The 25,081-nt window shown below is 41.6% G+C and carries 20 protein-coding genes and 1 tRNA gene; 10 read left to right on the plus strand and 11 right to left on the minus strand.

Annotation, left to right across the window (positions count from 1 at the left end; genetic code table 11):
• Positions 1-188: 188 nt before the first annotated feature.
• Positions 189-3,317 carry a GH92 family glycosyl hydrolase gene (locus tag K7A41_RS09210; protein WP_265713498.1) on the minus strand — a complete coding sequence of 1,043 codons (3,129 nt, stop codon included), beginning with the start codon at positions 3,315-3,317 and terminating at the stop codon, positions 189-191.
• Between the two features lie 947 nt (positions 3,318-4,264).
• Between K7A41_RS09210 and K7A41_RS09215 the strand changes: the two genes are divergently transcribed.
• A complete protein-coding gene (locus K7A41_RS09215) occupies positions 4,265-5,026 on the plus strand; it encodes a response regulator transcription factor (RefSeq protein ID WP_265713499.1) in 762 nt (253 codons plus the stop codon).
• Positions 5,027-5,036: 10 nt separating this feature from the next.
• Here the strand turns inward: K7A41_RS09215 and K7A41_RS09220 are convergent, their stop codons facing one another.
• Positions 5,037-5,723 carry a hypothetical protein gene (locus K7A41_RS09220; protein WP_265713500.1) on the minus strand — a complete coding sequence of 229 codons (687 nt, stop codon included), beginning with the start codon at positions 5,721-5,723 and terminating at the stop codon, positions 5,037-5,039.
• Between the two features lie 104 nt (positions 5,724-5,827).
• Positions 5,828-6,577 (minus strand): HesA/MoeB/ThiF family protein, encoded by a 750-nt coding sequence (locus tag K7A41_RS09225; protein ID WP_265713501.1) that lies wholly within the window; start codon positions 6,575-6,577, stop codon positions 5,828-5,830.
• A 191-nt stretch (positions 6,578-6,768) separates the two neighbouring features.
• Here K7A41_RS09225 and K7A41_RS09230 point away from each other — a divergent pair, with 191 nt between their 5' ends.
• The 3 genes from K7A41_RS09230 to K7A41_RS09240 all read left to right on the plus strand — a co-directional run bounded on the left by K7A41_RS09230 (position 6,769) and on the right by K7A41_RS09240 (position 9,849).
• On the plus strand, positions 6,769-7,119 hold the full coding sequence (locus K7A41_RS09230) for a DUF2200 domain-containing protein (protein WP_265713502.1): 351 nt from the start codon (positions 6,769-6,771) through the stop codon (positions 7,117-7,119).
• Between the two features lie 156 nt (positions 7,120-7,275).
• Positions 7,276-8,142 carry a helix-turn-helix domain-containing protein gene (locus K7A41_RS09235; RefSeq protein WP_265713503.1) on the plus strand — a complete coding sequence of 289 codons (867 nt, stop codon included), beginning with the start codon at positions 7,276-7,278 and terminating at the stop codon, positions 8,140-8,142.
• A 177-nt stretch (positions 8,143-8,319) separates the two neighbouring features.
• Positions 8,320-9,849, plus strand: a complete 1,530-nt coding sequence (locus K7A41_RS09240; RefSeq protein ID WP_265713504.1) for an acyl-CoA dehydrogenase family protein — start codon at positions 8,320-8,322, stop codon at positions 9,847-9,849.
• 441 nt (positions 9,850-10,290) lie between these two features.
• On the opposite strand, the gene K7A41_RS09245 is transcribed toward K7A41_RS09240, so the two are convergent.
• Positions 10,291-12,201 carry an AAA domain-containing protein gene (locus tag K7A41_RS09245; protein ID WP_265713505.1) on the minus strand — a complete coding sequence of 637 codons (1,911 nt, stop codon included), beginning with the start codon at positions 12,199-12,201 and terminating at the stop codon, positions 10,291-10,293.
• Positions 12,202-12,394: 193 nt separating this feature from the next.
• Between K7A41_RS09245 and K7A41_RS09250 the strand changes: the two genes are divergently transcribed.
• From K7A41_RS09250 to K7A41_RS09260, 3 genes are all read left to right on the plus strand, one after another.
• Positions 12,395-12,757 carry a cupin domain-containing protein gene (locus tag K7A41_RS09250; protein WP_037532524.1) on the plus strand — a complete coding sequence of 121 codons (363 nt, stop codon included), beginning with the start codon at positions 12,395-12,397 and terminating at the stop codon, positions 12,755-12,757.
• Between the two features lie 48 nt (positions 12,758-12,805).
• Positions 12,806-13,549 (plus strand): BlaB/IND/MUS family subclass B1 metallo-beta-lactamase, encoded by a 744-nt coding sequence (gene bla, locus K7A41_RS09255; RefSeq protein WP_265713506.1) that lies wholly within the window; start codon positions 12,806-12,808, stop codon positions 13,547-13,549.
• A gap of 77 nt (positions 13,550-13,626) precedes the next feature.
• Positions 13,627-13,700 (plus strand) — tRNA-Ala (locus K7A41_RS09260).
• An 82-nt stretch (positions 13,701-13,782) separates the two neighbouring features.
• On the opposite strand, the gene K7A41_RS09265 is transcribed toward K7A41_RS09260, so the two are convergent.
• Complete coding sequence (locus tag K7A41_RS09265; RefSeq protein WP_265713507.1) at positions 13,783-14,211, minus strand: nuclear transport factor 2 family protein; 429 nt, start codon at positions 14,209-14,211, stop codon at positions 13,783-13,785.
• A 289-nt stretch (positions 14,212-14,500) separates the two neighbouring features.
• Between K7A41_RS09265 and K7A41_RS09270 the strand changes: the two genes are divergently transcribed.
• Positions 14,501-15,757, plus strand: coding sequence for a BamA/TamA family outer membrane protein (locus tag K7A41_RS09270; protein ID WP_265713508.1), 1,257 nt, complete (start codon positions 14,501-14,503; stop codon positions 15,755-15,757).
• A gap of 3 nt (positions 15,758-15,760) precedes the next feature.
• Here the strand turns inward: K7A41_RS09270 and K7A41_RS09275 are convergent, their stop codons facing one another.
• The gene (locus tag K7A41_RS09275; protein WP_265713509.1) at positions 15,761-16,885 is read right to left on the minus strand and encodes a lipid II:glycine glycyltransferase FemX; all 1,125 of its coding nucleotides are present in this window, start codon (positions 16,883-16,885) and stop codon (positions 15,761-15,763) included.
• A gap of 256 nt (positions 16,886-17,141) precedes the next feature.
• Between K7A41_RS09275 and K7A41_RS09280 the strand changes: the two genes are divergently transcribed.
• Together K7A41_RS09280 and ybaK are read left to right on the plus strand one after the other, a co-directional pair.
• The gene (locus K7A41_RS09280; protein WP_265713510.1) at positions 17,142-18,797 is read left to right on the plus strand and encodes a DNA polymerase/3'-5' exonuclease PolX; all 1,656 of its coding nucleotides are present in this window, start codon (positions 17,142-17,144) and stop codon (positions 18,795-18,797) included.
• Positions 18,798-18,801: 4 nt separating this feature from the next.
• Positions 18,802-19,290, plus strand: coding sequence for a Cys-tRNA(Pro) deacylase (ybaK, locus tag K7A41_RS09285; RefSeq protein ID WP_265713511.1), 489 nt, complete (start codon positions 18,802-18,804; stop codon positions 19,288-19,290).
• Here the strand turns inward: ybaK and K7A41_RS09290 are convergent.
• From K7A41_RS09290 to K7A41_RS09310, 5 genes are all read right to left on the minus strand, one after another.
• Positions 19,287-20,054, minus strand: coding sequence for a methyltransferase domain-containing protein (locus K7A41_RS09290; RefSeq protein ID WP_265713512.1), 768 nt, complete (start codon positions 20,052-20,054; stop codon positions 19,287-19,289). The genes ybaK and K7A41_RS09290 overlap by 4 nt on opposite strands.
• A 34-nt stretch (positions 20,055-20,088) precedes the next feature.
• Entirely contained in the window at positions 20,089-21,072 is a 984-nt protein-coding gene (locus tag K7A41_RS09295) for a lipoate--protein ligase (RefSeq protein WP_265713513.1), read from the minus strand.
• Positions 21,073-21,186: 114 nt separating this feature from the next.
• Positions 21,187-22,188, minus strand: coding sequence for a glutathione synthase (locus K7A41_RS09300; RefSeq protein WP_265713514.1), 1,002 nt, complete (start codon positions 22,186-22,188; stop codon positions 21,187-21,189).
• Between the two features lie 10 nt (positions 22,189-22,198).
• Positions 22,199-24,031, minus strand: coding sequence for a flavohemoglobin expression-modulating QEGLA motif protein (locus K7A41_RS09305; protein WP_265713515.1), 1,833 nt, complete (start codon positions 24,029-24,031; stop codon positions 22,199-22,201).
• Positions 24,021-24,800 carry an N-formylglutamate amidohydrolase gene (locus K7A41_RS09310; RefSeq protein WP_265713516.1) on the minus strand — a complete coding sequence of 260 codons (780 nt, stop codon included), beginning with the start codon at positions 24,798-24,800 and terminating at the stop codon, positions 24,021-24,023. Before K7A41_RS09310 ends, K7A41_RS09305 begins: the two co-directional genes overlap by 11 nt.
• Positions 24,801-25,081 lie beyond the last annotated feature (281 nt).

Raw genomic sequence — 25,081 nt, forward strand, 5'->3', positions numbered from 1 at the left:
GCGGGGAACTTCAGGAGTTTTTCAACTAACCAATTATTAACCTATTTATGAAACTATATTTATAACTCCTTTTGCAGCGATTTGTTATCAGCAATAGCTGTGTTTAACCAAACTTTAACATATTAATTTTAGTTGTAATAGGAGTGCTATCATCGGCTGTTGTTCTGTTTTCTTTTATTTGCAACTCGTTAGCGCAAAAGCCCCCACTGCATATTTGGTTTTTCACCCATTTCCAGGATGAGCTCTCCACCTTTTAGGAGCTCCGAAGCCTCAAAGTAAAATGTATCCAGTGGTCTTCCATTTAAACTGGCACGTTGTACGTACATATTTTTTTTGCTTGCATTTTTTGCTTTTATCGTAAATTGCGCCCCCCGTCCATATTTCTGTCCTAATTTGATTTTTATCTCCTCAAACAATGGGCTTCCGATTTCGTAAATAGGATTCATCCGTGTGCCACCATCAAGCTGAAACAGTCCAATGGCATTCATGATATACCATGCGCTCATTTGCCCCTGATCTTCGTCACCCAGATATGCATTTGAAATTCCCTGACCATAGTATCGCTCTGAAATGGAGCGGCTCCAACGCTGCGTTAACCAAGGCTTATTTAACCAATTAAAGATATAAGCAAAATGCATGGATTGCTGGTTTCCCTGAACGACAGGATAATCCCAGTACTGATCATTGGGCCCATTATACCGCCATTTTTCACTCTCTTGAAATCCCCATTCCAAACGTTTTAGAACGACCTCTTCACCAATTATTTTGGCCAGCTCCCGAATATCCTGAGGCACAAAAAAGGTCAGCTGCCAAGCATTCCCCTCTACATAATGATGGTTTGCGCCAGACTTAAACGGATCAAAATCTTTAAACCATTCCCCCTTAGCGTCTTTCATCCTCGCATATCCGCTTTCACTGTCTATCGCGTTCTTCCACCAGTTACCTCTTTCATTGAAATACTTATAATCCTCATTTTTTCCTAGAGATTTTGCAAATTGCCCCACAGTCCAATCATCAAAACTGTATTCCATCGAATTGGAGAATCTTCCTAGATCGTAAGGAACATATTTATATTTTAAATATACATCCAGATCGCGATTTCCAGCGAAGCCGCCCTCAAATTTCAGGGGACTTGTCGTCTGCATTTTCTTTACGGCTTCAAATGCCTTTGTGACATCGTAATCCCGGATCCCCATCTGGTAGGCGCCTACAATCAGCGGTATCTCATGCTCAGCGACCATTACAGGAATATATTCCATGCCCGCGGGTCCTTTTGCCAGCCAACCGTTAGCCTGATACATCGCCAGCTGAGAACGTACCCACCTGCTTGACCATTCTGGTGTCACTAAGTTCCAGAATTGGTTTAAATTCCAGAATGTGTTCCAGAAGGCGTCACAGCCCAAGGCCAGGTCATCCGACCGTGTTAATGTTCTGACGACTTCATCGGAAGATCGCCACTGCCCATTGACATCGCTAAAGGTATTTCGGCTGGCCAACGTACGATACATATTCGTATAGAACTTTTCTTTCTCCAGATAATCTGTACTTTTTATCTCGAGTCGGCCTAACAGTTCGTTCCAAACCTGACGCTGGTTATCTACCACTCGTTCAAACGACCAACCAAACGGATCCGAAAGCTCGGTTTTCAGATTTTCTTCAGCATTGGCAATGCTTACATAAGATATGCCTGTCCGGAGCTGCAAAGTTTTATCTTTTCTGACATCAAACTCTACATACATTCCCGCAAAATTAGCACTATCTGCCGCCAAGTCGGATCCGTACCTTATTTTATCATTATGCCAAGTTCCATAGTTGACTATCGGCTTATCAAACTCCATAACAAAATAGATAGCATAATCTTGCTTTGCATCAGTGGACCACACATTTTCAGACAGCTGCTTACTGTGACCGACAATCTTATAATCGGATACCTTTCTCAGTGACAGATCCTTTAGCTTATAGTCATATTCCCCGTTGACCTTAAGATCGACCATAACGCGCCCCGTATCCGACTGCCGATACGTATACCTCTGGAAGCTAGATCGTGTGCCAGCCGTCAGTTCGGCATCAATATCGTAATCAAGCAGATGAACCTCATAATATCCAATAGGCGCTTTTTCGCTTGTCTTATCGATGGCAGAACGATAGCCGCCCGTTGCACTGTACTGATCGCCAACACGGGTTTTTAATGGTCCTGCGGTCGGGAAAGTACCCAAGCCTGCCATCGTCCATTCATGTATATGACTAAAGGTACCGATCGATTCGATTGACGGTTCATAGCCCGCCTGCCAGCCTATATTCTGATTATCTGGACTGATTTTCACCATTCCAAATGGCATCCACGGCCCAGGGGCCAGCATCCACCTCGAATGCGCCGAACCTATCATAGTATTTACATAATCCGCCACTCCCCCTAATCGCTTTGGGCTCCGGACCAAGGAACCCGCATCTATCAGCTGTTCGTTAACATATATCTGATATTCACTGTCCACCTCTTTCGGTGTATAAGGCATGGGTATTTCAAGCCGTGACAAGCCTTTTTCAAGTGTTTTTTCATAGATTTTCTTTCCATCCAGTAATACCCTTACACGCTGATCGTCTTTCAATTTCAGCAGATCGACCAGCATATATTGAGTGCGCGTCTCTCCATCAAACAGTTCAAAGTCCAGCTGCTTTACATCTTTTACTATTGAAGTGAAATCGGTTAGCAGTCTAACCCCATTAGGCCCTGATAGCCTAAAAGAATCAAATTGCACCCAACCTCCTTTTATTACAGTGAGCGTAATTTGATTAAATCCTCCAGAAATCAGGTTCGCCGGTATGGGAATCCGAACAGTGGCTCCGCCAGAACCTGAGCCTACCGGATCAACCGGAGCACTTTCATCTGCTAGCTCATAGTTATAAGGCCTGCCGTTAACCATAATCTGCAAGGTGGCCCTATTTTTAGGATCACTATGGACCAATTTGACTTCAAAAAACCACGGACCATTCGATATATGACTGTTCAGCACATAATATAAATTTAGAAAGTGTGTCCTCAGCCCCGAAGTCCCACCAGTCCCTCCCCATCCATTAGCGGGTCCAGGTAGTACGTAAGGAAGATCGCGCGATGCTGAAGATTGTCCTATAATAAAATTATTATCTTCGTAACCGAAGTCATGCTGCAGGAACTTGTTATAATCAGCCGGGGCTAAAGCAAATTCTTTGCTCGACCCGTCTGGATCGCCTATTTGCCAAATATTTTTTTCCTGGCCGTAAACAGGTTGTCCTAAGATATACAATAAGCTAGTAAGAACGACAAAAAATTTTATTTTCATAATGTCTGATTTTAACCCTATATATTTCTGAATGTACCTAGAAACACGTTTAAATCTGCTATTTTTCATCATCCCCAATTTTATATGCAAAGTGAAACCAAAGCGATTAGATTCATTTCTGCTGCAATAGATCCTATCGCGTTCGAAATCGAATAACTTTGTCACCTATTCTCAAACAGCAAAAACAATATATCAAGATGCGTCAAACCTAAATTGTACATACATACAAAGCACAATAAAACCAACAAAACTCACAAAAAAAAGCAATTAAAAAAGATTTGTATTACAATAGTAATATAAAAATCAATAAATAACAAATAAAATGTATATACATAATAAACAAGGTTATCCAAGCTGTTGAGCTGTTAGGTTTTTTTCTACATGTCGAGCGAAAGGAATAAACGTCAAAAGTTATCTTTCACGGGATTTAAGCCTTAGTCCTTTACATCGCACATGTCAAATGTGTTGACCCTTGAGTACGTTTATGAAAAAGGCTTCTTTAGCGAAAAGATGTATCGCTTAAACTGCGACAGGTGAATTAGCAAGATTGTATTTCATTGAGTCTACCTCTCATGGCTCAATTTACTAAAATGTAAAAAAATAGGAGAAAAGATACCCCTACCCATTGGTTATTTTAAATCCAATAGATTATCTTTAATATAAATTTAATAGCTTTGACAACATAAAGATAGAAAGTAATAGATGTCATTGTGCTTGAAAAAGCGTATTCTACACATTTGTGTAGTGTGCTACTGTTCTGCGCAATAGACATTTAGTGTACCATAGAACATCAACACCGATAAGAGTTTTACCTCCAAAATCAGTTGAATAAAAAAGTCATTTTTTTGTATCAGCCGGCATGGGTAGTTAATTTGATAACTTGCACACTAAATATTTACAATCTTTCGGAGGTCCGGAGCGATATTAGAGGATCATTGCAAAATGCTATGAAAATAAAAATAGAAGATTTTTTTAAGCCGATACGTGTTAAAGACAACTTTAGCAAAGATGACTACGAAATAGTGGAAGCCTTTATCAATTTTGCAAAATCTCTAAGCAAATTAACTTATCAGAGCATCTACCTCATTGATTATTCAAAAAAGAGCTTTTTATTCGTTTCTGACAACCCCATTTTCCTCTGTGGAAGTACCCCAGCGGAAGTTATGAAGGAGGGCTATCGCCACTACGTAAATAATGTGCCGGAAAACGATTTGCGCTTGTTGAAGAAAATTAACGATGTCGGCTTTGATTTCTATGGCAAACTTAACGCTGACGACCGCTTAAAGTACTCGATATCTTACGACTTCCATCTGGAACAGCCCGGCAGCAAACCTCTCCTCATCAATCATAAACTGAAACCTTTACTTCTAGACGACAGCTCTAATCCCTGGATCGCTGTCTGCCTGGTTTCTATATCCTCACATCCCACGTCAGGCAATATCAGATTTAAATCGGATGAGGACGGAAGGCAGTTTGAATACGATCTGAAAAATGATGTATGGGTTGAAACCCCACGTATTAAACTGAAACCACGGGAAAAAGACATTCTGCTATTTTCTGCACAAGGGCTCACGATGGACCAAATCGCCGATAGGCTCTATGTTTCTATTGATACTGTCAAATTCCATAAAAAACAGATCTTTTCGAAGTTAAAAGTAAAAAGTATCACTGAAGCAACAGCTTTAGCCATCGAACTATCACTTTTCTAATCGATGCCGGCTATCTATTTTTTGAACAGAGTATCCCATCTGCCATATTTATAAATTTGTGAATATCGACTTCATTTGCATCGCTCCATTGCGACAATCTGTTTTTCTGTATGAAAATCTCCAACCATTCTGACCGGATATAAATAGGCAAGGTTTCAGAATAAAGGTAGATAATAGGATCACCGAGCTGGTAAGATTCTATCTCAAGTTTTCGTAAAGTATTTACTACTTTTCGATCACATTCGGCGATTATCAATCCAGCCTCCAAACTGTAGGGAACGTAAAAGGCATCAAAAAGCATCTTTTTGAGAATATTAATCCGATTTCCCGCAATTCTGCCGGAAATCACAAACCGGCCGATGTGCCAAAAATTTTCAATATCGGGCAACAACAGGTCTTCGGTCTTTATGGCAAATAACTTTTGGATGGGTAACTTCGTTTCCCTATCCCAATAAGTGATCCTGATCGAAGCATGAATTCCATTGTCCGTCTTACTACGCAAGACATAATACACTGATCGGTCGAAAAACACCAGATCTTCGCCGATCAACGATGCATAATCCATCTGATAATCCTGTTCAGAATATGCCGAAAGTTTATAGTGCTCCTGAGTGGCTCTTAAGTAAAAATCAATAAGGTCGGGCAGTTCATCTTTACGAAGTTTCGTAAAATAATAATTCTCTGGTGTCCAGTTCATGGGATTAACGTTGAGTATGCTTAACAACAATAATTTTACTAGTTTAGACCTCCTCCATTAATGGTATACAAAAATAGTATATTATCACATTATTTTTAACCATTCTAATCAAACATACTTAAATAATAGGACTCTGGAAAAGTTTTTATACGTTTGCCTGTGGCGATATTGAATACTACATGACAAACCATTCCGGATAGTAAATATAATCCCAAGGCCAGTTGGGGCGGTGGAGAGTCCATCGCTATCTTACCGTATTCGCTTAGGAACTCTTCCAGCCATTCAGTATTAATCCCCTGGTCCTTTAGATTGTCCACAATAAATTTTCCCACATTCATTTCAAAGATCTGATGCGCCTTATCCAATGACCTCAAATTACGGCTTTCGGGTGTTATTACCGTTAGAAATCCTGCCCATCCTAAATTATAGGGATGCACAACCGGGATGTTTTTATGTGCCATATGTTCATCAAATAAAAAAGGAATATCCGATGAAAAGTCCAGTGCATTGATGGCCACCTTGTGTCCAATATTAAGACTATATAGGTTACTGCAGTCTATAAAGTCGGTATAAGCAGTTATTTTTGCATCCGGATTTATCGATGTCAGACGTTGCTTTAACGCGATTGCTTTCTTAATTCCGATATCTTCATGTCTATAATTTTGTCTGTTTAGGTTTGTCAGTTCCACGACGTCTCCGTCTATAATGGTTAGGTCCTCAAATCCCATACGTAAAAGACACTCTGCTATATAGCTACCTATACCGCAGCCGCCAATAAGTATCGGGAAATCCTTAATACGTCGCTGCTCCTCCTCATTTACATGGATTTGATTACGAATGTATCTTAAGTTCATAGTTGTGCTTGTTTTAAAGAACAGATAAAGATACACTATAAATCAATAAATTTATAAACCACGACAGCGGCTTTCCGATACACTCAATTGCTATGGAGACGTGAGCAAGCATTAGGGAACGATTAGTCACGACATTAGGAAATTTTGAGCTAAAAAGCTAACTTTATCTGACAGTTTCATACCATATAGAAATGGATAATACTAGAGTATACCGCATGTCGTTCGCAGGGGTGTATCCCCACTATATTCAGAAGGCAACAAAAAAGGGACGCACCAAAGGAGAAGTGGATGAGATTATATTTTGGCTGACAGGTTACGATAGCAATGCCCTTCAACAAGTGATAACGGACAAAATCGATTTTGAACACTTTTTCAATCAGGCGCCCAGACTAAATCCCAATGCTTCCAAAATTACTGGTGTAATCTGTGGATATCGCATCGAAGATATTGAAGACCCATTAATGCAAAAAATTCGTTATTTGGACAAACTAGTGGATGAATTGGCCAAAGGTAAGCCAATGGACAAAATCTTAAGAAAATAAAAATAGGACTATCCTCCTAACTGCAGGGTATTTCAGGTCTATTTTATTTTGTTTTACCTTTGAAAGATGGTCAGACAAAGCGGGTATAGTCTAAGGGCAAAAGATATTCATCGACTGTTTAAACTTACATAACTTTGCAAGAAGCAACTGACAACAATGGACAAGCAGGTAAACGCAGGTGAGTTTGTGGATCGGTTTATGACGGGAAGTCTCGAACATCTACGGTATCAGCAATCACCGATCAAAATTTTTCAGCTCAGCGAAATCGCTCCTTACATCAAATTTCCCACTCCACCTATTTTCTTGGGTTACAATCTCCTTGTGCATATCACGGAAGGCTATTTTAAACACAAAATCGGAGCAAAAGAATATGTGGTACAAGCCCCAGCCGTCCTTATTAGCAACTATGGAAATATATCGACCATCAAATCTGTCGATAAATCAGCGGCAGGCCACTGCGTATTAATCAATGATAACGCCATGACTTCCATATTTAGAGAGCAGGAAATTTTGAATGTCTTCAATATTTCTCCGCTGCTTAATTTAACCAGCCAGGAGAGCTCTGAACTACATGAGCTGTTCAACATGCTGTATAATGAATTACTGTCTGAATCACCCTATAAGGAGCTTTATGAAAGCCTACTTAAATCATTGCTCCTAAAAATCATCAAGCTGTCGTCCTCGTACCAGGCGCTCAATAGACGTCAGGAAATTGCCATGATGTTCAAGCAACTTGTGCACAAAAACTTCAAAAAACACAAAGATATTTCCTTTTACGCGGACAAATTAGCTGTATCGACCAATTATCTCAATAGATGCGTATTTTCTGTATTCAAAAAATCATCCAAAGAGCTAATTCTCGAAGTACTCATTATGCACAGTCAACTCCTTCTTTTTGAATCCACTAAAAGTGTTTCGGACATCTGTTACGAACTTGAATTTTCTGATCCGTCCTATTTCTCCCGGCTATTTAAAAAAATTGTTGGTGTTTCACCAAGTGTTTATCGGAGTAAATCGTCCTAAAAAGTAACATGCACGATTTGTCCTAGTTTTTATACAAAAGTTGACGAACTGCTTAGCATCACATGGATTATTTTTGTATAGCGATTGAGATGTAGTTTATTCAAACTATCGTGTATAGCTATAACGCACACATCTGCGATTGCAAAAAAATGTTTCATCATTTAATCCCTATCTAAGATGTCCAACGTATTAGAACACACAAACAAAAAGCAGGATTTCGATTTATTTATCGAGAATTTCAAGAAAAAGCTATCCCATCTGTTCCATGTAGAATACGATTATAACAAACTGAGTTTAACGAGGGGCTTACCACCGCAGTTCCTGAGCGAAATCATGACAATGAACCCTCTATCCGTTGCCATACCGCAACATCACGGTGGTAGAGGTTTACACGTTAAGGAATGTTTAGGTGTACTAGCGGCTGCCTCTTATGAATCTCTTTCTCTATCATTAATCTTCGGAATTAATATCGCGCTGTTTCTGGAGCCTTTCGCCAAATACGGCAACCCCATGCTTCAGGAGAAGATCTTCGAACGCTTTTTGACAAACAAGGCCATGGGTGGCCTGATGATCACAGAACAGGCTTACGGTAGTGACGCGCTCAATATGCGTACATCATATCATCAAGAAAGCAATAAATATATCCTTCAGGGAGAAAAACATTGGCAGGGCTTAACTGGTGCTGCAGACTTTTGGCTTGTCACAGCGCGAAAGAAAAATGAGAACGGTGAACTTGTGCGTGATATTGACTTCTTCGTAACCGACAACGCCATTCAGGAACAAAAGATTGAGGTACTGAAAAAATACAATAGCCTCGGTCTATATGCCATTCCTTACGGAATCAACAAAATAGATATTGAGGTACCTGAAGATCATCGCCTAACACCGGAAAGCACGGGAATCAAACTAATGCTCGACACCCTGCATAGGAGTAGGCTTCAGTTTCCGGGAATGGGAATGGGTTTTATTAAACGCATGCTGGACGAAGCGATGAAACATTGTGCCGCCCGGCGTGTAGGTGGTATTCCCTTGAGCGAGATAGACTCCGTCAAGTTTCAGCTATCTCGGTTACAAGCAGCTTTTACCATCTGTTCGGCGATGTGCGCCCACAGCAGCTCGATAAGCTCTATTCATAACGATCTCTCTGCTCACAGCATGGACGCTAACAGTGTTAAAGCTCTGGTCACCGACTTAATGCATGAAGCCGCACAGATCTGCGTACAATTATCCGGGGCAAACGGTTATCGGTTAGATCATGTTGCAGGCCGTGGGCTGGTCGACAGCAGGCCTTTCCAGATCTTCGAAGGATCCAACGAAATGCTATATGCTCAAGTAGCCGAAGCTATCGCTAAATTAATGCGGAAAAACAAAGAAAACAACTTGCTGTCATTCCTGAAAAGAAATTCCGCTACAGAGCTTGCAGCACCTTTCTTCCCTACTTTACTGGACTTTAATTTTCCCTTACAGCCTAAGCAACGTGACCTGGTCACACTTGGCAAAATCATAGCCCGTGTCATCTGTTTCCAATATGTATTGCAAATCAACAATGCCGGATTTAATGATACAATGACCGAAATCACCCGTCAGCATATGAGCATGGACCTATCCATGCTCGTGGGACAGTTGTCGAGCAATCACCATGCTGATCCACTAAACGACTATTACGATAACAGCGATTGGATGAAATTTGTATCTTCTGCCACTTAAAATATAGAAAAGAGACAGCAAATGGAGCCGTATCAAAATAGTTATTTTGATACGGCTCCATTTTTTACGTTATCGTCATGATCTTTATTGCGCATTTCCTTAAATATCTTGCCCTTCTTCTGGACAGATTATGGACAAGTCAAGGCCAATTCCGGCCTCCCCCCGACTTGTAAGAAACGTGCACGCACAGTGAAAGCAGCTTAAAAGGTACACTCGACGTGGACTCACTGTGGACTCACTCCCCTTACAGTCCGAATTTGGTAATAGCTTGGTACGGACTTTGTCCCTACCAAATCTTTCCAATTGTCAAGCCGCAGTCAAAGGTCCTCGAGAGGCTAGCGCCTATGGTAACATTTGTGTGGAAAGAAAAATGATCATACCGAGCCGACTAAACTTAAGTGTTATGCCTAGACCGGCCATGCATAAATCAATGACAGCCTCTTATAAATTCGCTATATCCCACTCCCAAACGCTATGATAGTGCCCAATGCGCTCGGCATAGCCGATAAATTCTTTATAAAAAGGATGTGTCCCGATTGTTGCACTGTCGCCAATAACAACCAGTTTCTTTTTCGCGCGCGTCATCGCCACATTCATTCGCCGTACATCGGATAAAAATCCGATCTGCTGTGAAAAATTGCTTCGCGTCAAGCTGATGTATATGATATCCTTTTCCTGTCCCTGGAAACTATCGATTGTCTGTACCTGTAGAATAGCTGCATAAGGAACCAGCTCTTCGTCCTGTTCGAAGATTTCTATCAGCTGCGCAACCTGCTGCCGGTACGGAGCAATAATGCCAATACTGGGCCATCCGCCGACATCATCCCCGTTGGCCCAATGTCGTATTGCCGACTTTAAATGTGCCTTAAGAAAGCGGGCTTCGCCGATATTACTAATTGCACCGTCAGTTTCTGTTTCTTCATAGCCCGCACCCGCTGTATCAATAAATAAAATAGGCTCTATATCCTGCGGTAAAGTGCGGCCCGCTACCGCATCGTCCGCCTTTAGTAGTCCACCATACAATGCCGCGGATGGGTATTGCATAATCTGCTCGTTCATCCGGTATTGTACATCCAATAAGCAGATTGCCTGCGGATATAGTTTGATAAGCTTTTCAAATAAGGTGTTATGAAGCTTGCTCGCCGTAGGTGTGTTTGACTTCACAGTTGGCGGCAGCTGACAGTGATCTCCTGCGAGGACAAGCTTCGCTGTTTTTAAGATGGGGATCCAACAGGCAGGCTCCAGAGCTTGTGCAGCCTCATCTATGACAACTGTATCATATTGACGGTCACGAATCACGTCCTGATTAGCCCCTATTAGTGTTGCTGTAATTACTTGGGAACTGTCGAGAATATCTTCCACAATAAAATCCTGTATACGGTCGATGTCTTTTTGAATCCGATGTGCTTCACCATACAGCGCTTTGCGCTGTTCGCGCTCCGCTTTTCCAAAATGACGTTTATACTTTTGAGCCATGTCTGTATATACTCGGACCTGCTTTCGCAACGTCCTTATCTCTGTATTTGCACGGTGTTGGTCAATTTTCCCGTCCAACGTCAGCTTCTGCAAATGCTCGGAAACTTTAATCGGGTTACCAATTCGAGTCACTCTTACACCTGCCTTGTCCAGTCGTTCAGTCAATAAATCCACAGCTGTATTGCTGGGTGCGACAACCAATACTTGTCTGTTGTTTTGCAATAAGGCCACCACAGCTTTGACCAAGGTGGTTGTTTTACCCGTTCCGGGCGGCCCATGCAAAAGAGCGATATCCGTTGTATCCAGAATGTGCTGAACAGCTCTATTTTGGCTGGCGTTCAGCGATGGACAGTGATAAAACTCCTGTATATTGGTGTTCGAAAGTTGTTCGGCACCAATAAGCTTTCTAATGAATATTCCCTCATCCGACAGGATGGCCATTTCCTTCGCTTTTTGTAAAGTAGAAAACATCTGCCGGTAGGAATGCTCATCAAATAAAAGATCCACTCCGAGTTTACCCCGTCGCGTCCAGTCGGGCAGTTCGTCCAAACGAAATGATATTCGCATCTGATCTTTACCCACCCAATTTATGACACCGTCTATCCGATCTGTTTCCGGAGCATGGTTTGAAAATAATGAAACAGGCATTGCAAAACGAAATTTATGTTCGAATTCCAAAAAATTCGCCCGACTTATACTTACGGTTAAATAGTCACCCCTACCCAGCTCGCTGTCTGTTATACGAATAGGAAACCAAGTGACCCCAAGCATTCTTCTTTCATTTAGATTATTCTGCAATAGTAATGTTTCGTGCTGAATTTTATCGTATTGCTGTTCTTCCTCTAGCAGGTTAATAAGATCATCGAAATAGTCCATGTCAAGGTGTTGAGTTTATCAGGGAACAAAGTAAGTGTTTTTTCCAATATTTCATTTATAGCGCCAATTATCCTCGCGATATTTTTAGCTTTACATTTGTTTTGCAAATGGGCAAAACGGCAGTAAAGTTTCGTTCTAGCATAGAATTTCATATTTATTTATTATCATTGGTACAGTTTTAACATCTATTACTATGAAAGAAAAAAACAGCGAAATATTCTTACCTGATAGCGAGCTCCAATGGGAGGATCTGGGTGACGGTGTCCGACGTAAAATATTGGTATATAATGAACAACTCATGGTCATGAAGGTACAGTTCAAAAAAGGAGCCATCGGTGCACTACATCAGCACCCACATACACAAATATCCTACGTAAATACTGGAAAATTCAACTATCATATCAACGGTATCGACCGCATTTTAACCGCCGGCGACTCCTGTATTGTGTACCCGGGGTACATCCATGGCTGCGAGTGCCTTGAAGAAGGCGAATTGATCGATTCTTTCACACCTTATCGCGAAGATTTCGTGGAAACTGCATCATCCAAAACTTAAGTGGACTACTGAGCACAATATTCAAGTCGGACCAGCGTTTATTTAATTATGTCAAAAAATATATTCAAGTTGCTCAGAGTGAAGATGTATTTGTTACTTGTTAATTTATGCGTCCTATCCTCTTTACAGGCTCAAGAAAAGCCATTATCGATTGAAAAAATCAATTCCCAGCTTTACCTCTTTACGACCTACAACACTTTTGAAGGAACCCGATACGCCGCTAACGCAGTCTATTTAATCACAAAAAAAGGCGTAGTCGTTTTTGACACCCCTTGGGATTCCACCCAATATCAGCCACTGTTGGACAGCATTCAACATAAACATCAACTACCAGTTATCGCAGTTTATGCCACACACTGGCATGAGGACCGCGCGGGTGGATTTGCCTATTATAACAAAATAGGAATTCCTACTTATGCAACCCAAAAAACCAATGCCCTACTGAAAGCAAACAATAAAGCGCAAGCGACACAACTCGCGGAAATCAATAAAACCTATAAAATAGGCGGCCAATCGTTTGTTCTCAATTTCTTTGGTCCTGGACATTCCCTCGACAACGTGGTAGTTTGGTTTCCAGACTATCAAATTCTCGACGGCGGCTGCTTTATCAAAAGTAGCGATGCCCAAAATCTAGGTTTTGTAGGCGATGGGGATGTCAAAGCCTGGAAGCCCTCATTGGCCAGATTATTAAGCAAATATCCGCAAATAAATAGGGTTATTCCGGGGCATGATGAGTGGCAAGACCAAGGACAGATCAAGCGAACTGAAGAGCTGCTTAACGAGAAGCAATAAAAACTGTAGTCAAAAAAACAAAAAAACCGATTTGGTTTTTACAAAAAAGTATTATCTTAGCGGCAGAAATACAGAAAGGGGCATTAGCTCATTTGGCTAGAGCGCTTCGCTGGCAGCGAAGAGGTGGTCAGTTCGAATCTGATATGCTCCACAATAAAAAGGTTACCTTGTTCGGGTAACCTTTTTTGCTGATAAACTTTTTGCTCTTATCGTATTGGTGTACTACCGCACTATTATCGGTATGAGTTAACGGACTTGGAAACTTTCCAAGTACCATTCTCTTTGACAAGTGTAATCAGATCGGTTTTTGAAAATCCGTCAAACTGCATAGTTATTTTTGCAATGGCATAATCTGGCAGCTCTTCAACAATCTGGGTCGTGGTTTTACAGTTCATTTTTATTCCCTTTTGTTTTTTCAGAAACTCGATCATTTGCGAACGGCTGTGACTTAGGTCTTGTTTACCGCATATTTTCTGATTGAAATCCGATGTAAACAATTTATCCAGATACATTACCTGTCCTTCCGTCATTGCTCCTACATATTCTTCCACCGCCAGATCCGCTGTGACAAGATTACGCTCCTCTGGTTTAACCGAAGCCATGGAGCATGTTGTGATGGCTATCATTGCAGCCGCTACAAATGTTTTTACTAAGTTTTTCATTTCTTTTCTGTTTTATAATGTATTAGTATATTTTTCTTATTTTATTGTCGTACAGGATCCTTTATTGTTGCACGTTTTTCTTATTTATTTTCTGATTCAAATTTAAGACAACTAAGATGTGTATTTCATTACTTTTAGATTAACATTGCATTAAAGTCGGTAAATGTTGCTTTTTTATAGGCGAATAGATTACCGAAGGTCGGCACCATAGCCAAAAGACGACAAGACAAATAAAATATTCTTTACAATATTGTAATTTTGTCTAATTCCTCTTAGATTGCGTGCTTTCATGGCACACGACTATAGACGACACCTTTTTTTCTGCAAGATTGCCACCATTGTGGCTGTATCAATGGTATTGCATGTTGATGCGTACGCCCAGCGTCCTGTCAATGAAATAGAAACTACCAAACACGTTGCCGATACCAGTAAACAGCGAGATCTCATAGACATTGGAAAAGAGATTCTGAAGATCAAACCGCCCAAGTCCGTGGACAGCACAGGAAAAAAGGTCTATTTTTCTTTTTTGCCGTTTTCAACCAATGTTCCGGGCGGCGGCCATGCTTTGATCACAAGCACAACAGCAGGATTCTATCTGGGTGACCGTAAAAACACCTATATGTCGAAACTGACGTTCACGCCATATACAAATTTTGCAAAGCGGTTTGGCTTGCCAATCCGTTCATACGTCTGGTTGAAAGAAAATACATGGGTGATAGATGGTGATATCCGGCTCCTGAAATATCCCCATGAAACCTGGGGTATAGGTAAAGAACATGCGGGAGACCAGAAGATCAATTTAGATTACACCTACTTCAGACTTTATCAGCATGCGTTAAAACGTATTCATGGCGGATTGTTTATGGGGATTGGGTATGATCTGGATTATAGAATGAATATTAGGTCAACGGGCGATATTCTACTGCAAGATTATACCGCTTATCCTTATGGCACAGAACAAAAGGACCATACCATCTCCTCAGGTGTCAGTCTAAACTTCATTTATGATACCCGCGCCAACTCAATCAACACGTGGTCTGGCAATTATGCTAACCTCCAATTTCGGATAAACCCCACATTTTTGGGCAGTGACCAAAACTGGAAATCGCTATTTCTTGAAGTCCGCAGATATCACCGGCTGACAAGGGATCCCAATCGACAGAACATGATTGCTGTACGCAGTTTTTTTTGGACCGTATTTAATAGCAAAGCGCCCTATCTCGATTTGCCAAACTTGGGTTGGGACCCTTACAACAGCTCCGGAAGAGGATTTCCCGTAAGTCGATTCCGCGGCAAATCCCTCTATTATCTGGAAACGGAATATCGGCGAGACATTACCAAAAATGGCCTATTGGGCTTTGTGACATTTCTGAACTTTACAACAGTCAATGGTCCGAAAAATAGTATGTTTGCAGACTGGAACATCGGTACCGGTGCCGGTGCCAGGATCAAATTCAATAAAAACTCAGGCACCAACATCGGAATTGATTACGGTATCAGTACGAATCACCGTGGTGTAAGGTTAACCTTGGGTGAGGTATTTTAAATATTAACTCAAGTGATAGCTTTGATTTTTAAACTCCATGGAGGTGTAATATCTGTACCTATCGCTATCCAAAGGATAGTCCCAACAGCCCATGCGATGGTAAATATCTCCTCCAAAACCTGTTTTGAACCGATAAAGACCATATAAAGGATGAGATGGGTCAGCTTGTGGCGACACACCAAAGAAGTCATATTCTGTACAGCCTTTCTCCTTTGCCATCTGCATAGCACGCCACTGCAAGGCATAAGTTGCCATATAATTCCGATGTTCGGAAGCCGAAGCCCCATAAAGATATGTTCCCCGGTTGGCTGTGATCACTAAAAACATCGCCGCGAGTGGCTGAGCATCCACTTCCGCGACCAGCAAATGCACCTCAGCTGGCGACAGCGTATCATTAGCTCTTGCCGACAGCACAATCTTAAAATAACTGATATCATGCAGAAAAAAGTTGTTTCGAAGCGCAGTCTGTCGGTACAAATCGTACCAGATGGCTAAGCTCTCCAGCCCTAAGGAACGTACTTTTACCCCCTTTCGGTCCGCCAGATGAATGTTATACCGTGTCTTCGGTTTCATATTGGCCAACAATAGATCTTCTGATGTACGCAGATTCATAAAAATGGTATTGGACGGCAGTATATCTGTATTGGCTTTATGAAAATTCCAGTTTTCTGTGTTAAAGTTAAAACGCATTTCCTGAATACGTTTCTCTGGTACGCCAAGCCAGTTGCCGTGCAAATCATAACAATCTTCATCTTTGGCCCAATGCGACTCCCACGAAAGATCGTAACGTATCATAATGCAATTGGGCGGTAAGTATGAACGCAGGCTCTCTGAAAGCTGTTCTAAAAAATAACCCTGGTTTTCCTCCGAAGGCTCTACTTCCGGTCCGTATGGAACATAAGCGATGCTTTGATCGCGTTCTATTCCCTGTATAATAATTAATAAATCACCAACAAAGTAGGCCTCATCGTCAACTCTAACATATAAATCTGAGTATTTCGCTTTAAAATTAAAGGCCATGGATTCTATCCCCTGCATTTTCTTTACAGTCGACCAGTAAGCTGTCTGCTGAATAATACCGGTCTTATATAGACCGCTCACTTCTTTATCATTTATGTCTGCTATCATTGAATTCTATTTTTGGAAGATCCTTCATCACAAAGGACAAAACAGCTGGATTTCCCAACCCAAAAACGGCAAACTTAGCCAAAATGTCCCGCTATGGGACTATTTATTTGTCACGTTGTTGTTAATTTAAGTAAAAACAGTACAATTTTAGCAAAAACCAGCTTTTTCACATTATTTAACGGCTTTATCTGTTCCCGCCAATTGGTATTTTGTGCCAAAATTTAGGATATTTGTAGCCTAACAATTCACAACGACGATGGACAATAAAGCGATCTCCAAAATATTTAAACTGTGCAGCCAGCTGATGGAACTTCAGAACGAGAATCCATTCCGTACAAAAGCAATGGCAAGCGCGTCTTTTAAGCTGGACAAATTACCCGTACGGATCGTTGAGGCATCGCTCGAAGAATTGAGTGCATATCCCGGTATTGGAAAAAGTACTGCAGAAAAAGCGAAAGAAGTTGCGGCGACCGGAACGTTTAAGGAACTTCAGGATTTGTTGCAACAAACGCCAGCAGGTGTTGTCGATATGCTGCAAATAAAAGGATTAGGACCGAAGAAAATTCAGATTATCTGGAAAAATCTAGGCATCGAAAGCGTAGGAGAATTACTTTACGCCTGTAACGAAAATCGCCTGATTGAAGAAAAAGGGTTTGGACTGAAAACGCAGGAGGAAATAAAAAAATCCATAGAATTCTCTATCTCAAACCAGGGATGGTTTTTGTACGCCAAAGTGCTATCTCAGGCAAATATATTCTTTAATATGTTAAAAACACATTTTCCTTCTTCCCTGCTATCGTTTACCGGTGATTTCAGGAGAAAATGTGAAGTATTGAGTACTGTTGACGTACTAATTTCCGAGAATATTGAAACGGTGGAAAAATTTCTCAGCAGCTACACCTTAGTAGAGAAAACAGAAAATTCATTGGAGGTAACCGATGAACTGGGTTTTACATTCAAAGTCTTCAGTAGCAATATCAATGATTTTTATCGCGATCTTATACTAAGTACCGGCTCCACGGCTCATCTGGAACAATTGTTCCAAATTCTGCCTGATCTACCCTCGCTTTCAAGCGAAGAAGCTATCTATAGAAACCTGGGTCTCGACTACATTGAGCCAGAACTACGGGAGGGTCTGGATGAAACACGACAGGCGCAGGACCATACCCTGCCTCAGCTCATTCAGTTCAAAGATCTTAAAGGAACCTTACATAATCATTCCACATACAGTGACGGCGTCCATAGTCTCGAACAAATGGCACTATATTGCAAAAACCAATTAGGCCTTGAATACCTAGGGATATGTGACCACTCCCGAACTGCGGTTTATGCTAATGGCCTTTCTATCGAACGGCTTCAACAACAATGGGACGAAATAGCACTGTTAAATCAGCAACTCGCCCCGTTTAAAATTTTCAGAGGCATAGAATCTGATATTTTGAGCGACGGATCACTAGATTATCCGGATGAAATTCTCGCAAAATTTGATTTTGTCGTGGCTTCTGTACACTCCAATCTAAAGATGGATAAAGAAAAGGCAACAGCCCGACTGATTAAGGCAATCGAAAACCCGTATACCACGATATTAGGGCATCCCACAGGCCGGCTTTTGCTGAGTCGATCCGGGTATCCTTTGGATTATGAAAAGATCATCGATGCTTGCGCCGCAAATAAGGTTGTCATTGAGATAAATGCCAATCCCCTAAGGCTCGACTTAGATTGGAGATGGCATCGTTACGCAGTTGAGAAAGGTGTTATTTTATCTATAAATCCAGATGCCCACCGTACCGAAGGCCTGCTGGATATGCAGTATGGCATTCTGGTTGCGCAAAAAGGAGGGCTCGAAGCAAAAAACTGCCTGAATACATATTCGCAAAGTGAAATTACAGCTTATTTTAATAGTCTAAAATAATCGTATGCTACATAAAACGAATGCTGTACGCCTTTTGGACAGGGCCAAAGTCGCCTATGAATTAAAAGAGTACGAGGTGGACGAACAAGATGTCAGCGCTGGGCATGTCGCGCTTTCCATGGGGCTATCGCCGGAAGTGCTCTATAAAACCTTGGTATTAAAGGGCAATAAAGACCCTTACCTTGTCGCGATAGTACCGGGAAACGCACAGCTGGACTTAAAAAAAATCGCAAAAGCTTCAGGAAATAAAAATTGTGAAATGCTCCCGCTGAAAGATCTTGTAACCGTCACTGGATATGTCCGGGGCGGCTGTTCCCCTATCGGCATGAAAAAATTATTTCCCACATTTATCGAAGAAACTGCTCAGCTGGAAGAGCGGATTTCGGTCAGCGCGGGCAAACGCGGTCTTCAGATGTTGCTGGATCCTGACGATCTTGCCGGGTTAACCCAAGCGGTCTGGTCCGATCTCATCAGCACCAATGCGGGGACCTAAGCCCGACGGCCGTAAAGCAAGAGTCGCTTAAACGGGTATATTGCCGGAAATTCGGGAAAATGTGCTCTGATAAGTGACCTAAACGCATGAATGAATAATTGATGTCTTTCCTTCTCCAAATGCTCCATATAAGGAATCAACGCCGAACCGGCGATGAATTCATAAAGCATTTTTTCCGAATCAGCCACTATCGGATAAACGCGGATGGAGAGGTCGAGCTGGACCAGCCCCTCTTTATACAATAGTTCTGCATAATCATCGAGACTTAACACGGGCGACACCCTATTCCAACCCTTCAAGTAAGAACAAAAAGGTTCTTCCGCCGCCATTTCTATCAGTATTTTATTAAGCACATTTTCTGGCTGTAAAGGCATTTGAATAGCCAATTGGCCTCCCCGAGTCAACTTCGAAATCAGTTTAGGAAAAAGTATACGATGATCGTCCAGCCATTGTAAGGCCGCGTTGCTAAAAATCAGATCCCATGTCTCTGCTGTGCCGAGAAAATCTTCAACACTGCTATTGCTAAACTGTAAACGTCCATGAGCAAGCTGATCACTATTCGATAGCATCTCTGCGGAGGCATCCAGACCAAGAAATGTGGCTTGCGGAAACCGTTCGCTGAGGATCGCGGTTTGCTCACCAGTGCCACATCCTAGGTCTACCGCTTTCATCCTTGGTTCTGACACAATTAATGCAGACAGATCCTGAAATGGCTTGAAGCGAATATCTTTGAATTGATTGTATAACTTTGGATTCCAGGGCATAGCTTATAATTCTGTGTTTAATAGTTTGCAACATTTATTTAAACAGTTCCAGGACTTCGCTGACGTCAACTTTACCAAAATAGCCCGTCAGATCCACTGTATCTAGTACCGTTTCTATCTCTGCCAGCTGGTGGCGCTTACCGAGCAAAAGCTGTTCCAGCTCAAGAATGGGTTTGGATGCAAAAAAATCACCAAAAATTTTAGCTTGCTCGATATAGCCTTTGTGAACATCGAGGTGCAGCTCGATAAAACCTGCCGGAATTTTAATCGCTTTCTTAAAATTGTAGTTCGGAGAAAAACCAAAATTCCAATCCCAGGTCTCATATTTGTCCCTAACCAGTTCCTCAATATCACGGATATCGTCTGGAGTCAAACGGACCATTTCAGCATTTGTATTTTCTTGCTTCATCTCTGCGATCAATAAGTCCTTGAATTTTATGGTCGTAAAATCGTCAGGTAGATAACCGATTAAATTGGTGACACGAGCACGGTTTGATTTTACGGCCTTATCTACAAATTTAAGCGGATTTGTGATCAGCGCTTCCCCCAAAACCTCCATCTGTGAATCAATTAAAATCGTACCATGCTGGATCATTTTACCATTTTTTACGAGCTTCGCATTGCCGCTAAACTTCTTGCCGTCAACCAATAGATCATTCCTGCCCTGAAGCTTTGCCGGAATACCCAGTTTATTCAAGATAGTGACAATGGGCTGGGTGAATGTCGAAAAGTCCATAAAATCGAGATTGCCCAATAGCGTATGGAATGAAAAATTGAGATTGCCCATATCATGGTACACGGCCCCACCTCCCGACATGCGCCGCACCACTTTAATATCGTGCTGCCTGACATAATCAAGATTTATTTCAGCCAGCGTATTCTGGAACTTGCCGATAATGATCGAAGGCTCATTGACGTACAGCAGAAAGATGCTTTCACCTGGATACTTGCTCAGCAGATATTCTTCGGAAGCAATATTAAAATAGGGGTTATTCGAGGGTGAATCTATAAAGAGCATCGTATTTTATATTTTTTCAAAAATAAGAAGAAAACAAGAGGCTCACTTCATCTCAAACTCATAATTTGCCACAGAGTCTGGCTAAAAAGCGGGAGCATTCCGGGCAAACAGTTATTACGCTTTTTGCAAACTTATTTTTGCTTCAAGTTGTTTGATGATAAAGGTAGAAAAGTCCTCTTTGACGATCTCTTCGGTCTGGCACAATGCTCCCGGACTAAAAACGTTGATTTCCATAATACGGTCGCCAACGATATCCAGACCGACAAAATACATTCCATCCTGAATAAGTTTATCCTTGATTTTGTCCACCATTAGCAACAATTCGGGCGTAATCTGCGCTGCCTGGGTCTTAGCGCCCTGATGTACATTGCTCCGAATCTCATTCCCCTGTTGTACACGATGAACTGCCGCAAATTTGCCATTGATTAATATCGGCTCGCCATTTAATAAAAAGAATCGGATATCGCCCTGAGCAGCTTCAGGAAGATATTCTTGTCCAATCACATATCCATCGCGCGCAATAGCCTCCACCGTCTGTTTGAGGTTCTGCTGATTCTCCTTATTGATCAGAAAAACGTTTTTACCACCAGAGCCTTTTAAAGGTTTTAAAATGATCAGTTTATTCTGTTTCTCAAAAAAATCGACCACATCGGCATAGTTTCTGGTCACAATCGTTTTTGGTCGGATCGTCTCGTCAAAACCCTCAAGATATAATTTGTTACTTGCCCGACTCAAACTATCTGGATCATTGATTACCTGAACACCTTTTTCCTTTAATAAAGATGCGAACTGCAAAGCAGATGAAGCCGCCCAAGGACGGTTAACCATATCCAATACAGGGTCGAACCTCAGCCAGACGACATCCATGATCTCCAATTCCATCTTTATCTTTTTGCAGTTACGCAGCGCCTCCATCAACGCTTTGGCCGACGTGATGTGCTGCTCGGGCAATACGGCACGGACATGTGCCGCGATGTGGGCTGATTCATAATAAAAATCTGCTAAGCCAATGTAATAAATTTCATGTCCCAGCTGATGCGCTTTTAAAGCAAGAAGGGTGGTCGTGAAACGCTCGGTTTCTTTGTGGGTTTGATTAATAACGAATGCAATCTTCATAGAGTTCCACTTATTGTATCATTTGAAATATTCCTTTATTTTCCTTTAACGTCGACAAGACGTCCGTATAGGGGGATGTCAGGTATCTCGGAGTCAGTACCGGTTCCTTGAGCATTCCTTTAAGCATTAATTCCTCAACAATGGGAATATAGTCTTCCCGAATCTTGCCCATGGTCAATAAGGTAAGATCACGGCCAGTTTTGATATAATTGATCAATTCGATCAAGCCACTTAAGTACAATGCATCCTTGGTAAGCCCACCGCTTCTATAAACACGCATGGTCATCTGAAAGGCGGTCTCGGGAATAAACCGATGCTTGTCTACCAACAGGAAGAATGTATCCAAGAACGTATTTCCTTGCTGCATGTGGTGTACGGCTACCACACGTCCCGCAAGTATGCGCAACCTGTTGTTGGTTAATCCGCCCACCAAATATTCAGCAAGTACAGCCAGTCCTTCCTGAAGTTTTTCGTAACCGGGGACGCCTAGCCTAAAAAGACTAAACGGTTGCTGTTTGCCATTGTAATAGGTCACGATATGGGTACCCACTTCATGCTGAATCAATGCTTTTACCCTACTGCGTGGTAAGCTATACTGCTTACTGATATTCAGCACGCCTTGGTTTACCATAACCCCGTAGATATCATCCCGAAGCCTGACGGTTGTCCCAAAGTTGGGCTCCTGCATTTTGAGATAATTCAGTTCTTCCTGTGCGAGCTTTGCAAACTCATCAGCGTACACCACATCCTCCTCTCGGCCCCTATTCTCTGCATCTGTCGCTGTAATGGTCAAAATAGCTTGTGCTTTCTCCAGAAGTTTTTCGTTTACCGTACCAAAAACTTGCATACTGCCCAGCAAAAAGCCTTCTTTCCCACGCTCACTGAGCATGCTCATCATTTGATCCAATTCCTTCCGTTTGTCCCGAAATAAATACGCAATCGAAGGATCGTACAGATCTTCAATATGTAGGTTATATAGATTGCGCTTGATAATATCGGGGTCAATGGGCATTGGACGATAACGGAAAACCGGAACTTTACGATAACTCCCTTTTTTGAACTGTAGCCAGGCATCATAGGAATTGGTGGGCGTAATCAACAGAAGAAAATCAAATCTCTGGCTTTCACGAGCCAATTTTTGATCAATCTCCCATGCCAATGGAAGCATCTTTTTAGGATGGCTTATTTTAAACGATGTAGGCTTCGAAACTGTATGTATCCGGATAAATTCAAAAAAAGTCTTGGACAGACTCCTGGATATAGCTTCCCGGAAATGACGGAGATCTATAGGCAATATCTGCTGATTGGAACCGAGTAGGTATTTGGGTTTGATCTCCAAACCCATATACAAGATATTGCTATTTAAATTGTCAAGCTGCACACTTGCCGGAGAAAGACTCTGCGTAGCGCTGGATTTTGAATCGGTTATAATCTCCACTTTTGCAATAGACTCCTCCGAAGTCAATTGTTTGCCCAGATACTGTGCGATTGCCTGTACATTTTTTCGGGCAATATGAATTTGAATATCCTCTTCCTGCCCTGGACTTGCTGTCCAGGCCTCAATAATCAGACAGGCACCAAACTCTTCAACAAGCTGATTAAGTATAGGACCGATCCAGTCCGAGACATTTAATTCTGGATCTTTAACACGAAAATAAGCAGGTTCGGATTTCACTAGTTCGGCCAGCATCGGGTCAGGGCTGAAAAACTGTCTATATAAAAATATATAGGGAACGACCTGGTTAAACACCAACTTATTTTTGGGAGGTATCTGAACATGAAAAACCTCTTTGCTCTTAATTTTCTTTAAAACAGCCGCCAGCTGCCGCTCCTTATTTTTCATATGCAAAATAAGATTCTAGCGTTTCCATAGTTTGCATCAATAACTGCTTGTATTCCTGAAGCTTCTGTGGAAAAACCTGCCCTGTCCATTCATTCATGAAATCTTTACGAAATTCTATAGAAAAGATGCACCCCTTATCACCAAACTTCGAATTTAGATACGCTGACAGAAAGCCACCTTTAAATTTGACATTTTCACGCACATCATATGTCTGTCCATCTTTACCTTTTTTGAGGATATCCAGTAAAGAGTTTGTCAATGCACGCCACTTATCCCGATTATGGGCGGTCCCAATATTGATCTGTGGATTACTGCTCCTGTCAAGTGTCGCTGTAGGACCATCGCGCAAAGCATTATAACTATGGATATCAAATATGACAAAATAACCGAAACGGCTGATCGTTTCCGAAATTTGCAACTCTATTTCCTTATAGAGATCATCATAGATATCATAGATCTGTTTTTTTATATGCGAGGGCAATTCATTGTGCCAGACCTTGATCCCCCAAGATTGTTCGGGACGCAGATAGAGTGCCTCTCCTTTATTCCGATTGAGATCGATCTGAAACCTGGAAGTGCCACAAACAAAGCGGTTACATGGCAGTTCTGCCAAAATTGCCGTATACGGATCTTCCTCACGCAGCCGATCTTGAGGAGAGATAGCCATATAAGGTGCTAATGCTGGATCAACATGATGTCCGTCATGCACGGCAAACGCCCAGAAAGGACTCTCCTGATTGTCAATTTGATAAAGATATGTTAATGGCATGTATTCTATTTAAAACAGTGTACTGATCTCTTTTGACTCCATTCAATAAACATTTGGACACCACAAAAAGTTTGGAAATAATCTGCGGTCCAAATTGCTATAAATAGATAGAACAACAGGTTAAAAGCGTTAAAAACCGTTAAACTGGAAAAGAATTCGTGGTATTGGCATCCAAATTGAAAGTTACTTACCAGTTTCATAAGTTTAGGTTAAAAATTAGTTAGTGATAAAAAAGCTGTTAGTATACCCCACTAGCGGCTTTTTTTATTTTCTAAAAGGAA

The sequence above is a fragment of the Sphingobacterium sp. InxBP1 genome (assembly GCF_026191775.1).
Lineage (GTDB): Bacteria > Bacteroidota > Bacteroidia > Sphingobacteriales > Sphingobacteriaceae > Sphingobacterium > Sphingobacterium thalpophilum.